This window comes from Pseudomonas mandelii, from assembly GCF_006438925.1.
Taxonomy (GTDB): Bacteria; Pseudomonadota; Gammaproteobacteria; order Pseudomonadales; family Pseudomonadaceae; genus Aquipseudomonas; species Aquipseudomonas mandelii_C.
This window is the reverse complement of the sequence record NZ_RCZA01000036.1, coordinates 1-951: the sequence shown is the minus strand read 5'-3', so window position 1 is coordinate 951 and position 951 is coordinate 1. Positions and strand designations below refer to the sequence as shown.

The window sequence follows — 951 nt, the reverse complement described above, 5'->3', positions numbered from 1 at the left end:
CAGCGACGGTGAAGGTCGCGACACTCAGTGTGTTATCCACATCGCTGTCATTAGTCAGCACGTTGCCGGTGGCCGTGGTGTCTTCGGCGACGGTGTTGCTATCAGCCGTCAGCACGCTCGCGTCGTCGACCGGGGTGACGCTCAGGTCCAGGGTGCTGGTGGCGCCGGTGTTGGTGGTGTAGCTGACTTGCGGCACGGCGCCGTTGTAGTTCTCGACYGGGGTGAAGCTGTAGTCGCCGTTGGCGGCAATAGTTACCGTGCCAACGCCGGCGATCGTTGCGACTTGACCCGCAGTAAAGGAACCGGTGACACCGGCGACGGTGAAGCCGGTCACGCTCAGGGTGTTGTCCACATCGCTGTCATTAGTCAGCACATTGCCGGTGGCGACGGTGTCTTCGGCGATGGTTTGGGCATCGGCGGTCAGYACGCTCGCGTCGTCGACCGGGGTGACGCTCAGGTCCAGGGTGCTGGTGGCGCCGGTGTTGGTGGTGTARCTGACTTGCGGTACCGCGCCGTTGTAGTTCTCGACTGGGGTAAAGCTGTAGTCGCCATTGGCACCGATAGTCAGCGTGCCGACATTTTCAATGGTCGCGGTCTGGCCGGCGGTGAAGCTGCCGGTCACACCGGCGACGGTGAAGGTCGCGACACTCAGGGTGTTATCCACATCGCTGTCATTAGTCAGCACGTTGCCGGTGGCCGTGGTGTCTTCGGCGACGGTGTTGCTATCAGCCGTCAGCACGCTCGCGTCGTCGACCGGGGTGACGCTCAGGTCCAGGGTGCTGGTGGCGCCGGTGTTGGTGGTGTAGCTGACTTGCGGYACSGCRCCGTTGTAGTTGGTGTCCGGGGTGAAGCTGTAGTCGCCGTTGGCGGCAATAGTTACCGTGCCAACGCCGGCGATCGTTGCGACTTGACCCGCAGTAAAGGAACCGGTGACACCGGCGACGGTGAAGC

At 62.9% G+C, this 951-nt stretch carries 1 protein-coding gene; it reads right to left on the bottom strand.

Features of this window, described 5'->3' with window-relative positions; translation table 11 throughout:
* A partial coding sequence (locus EAH74_RS33030; RefSeq protein WP_170206659.1) for an Ig-like domain-containing protein occupies nt 1-951 on the bottom strand: 951 nt, incomplete at both ends.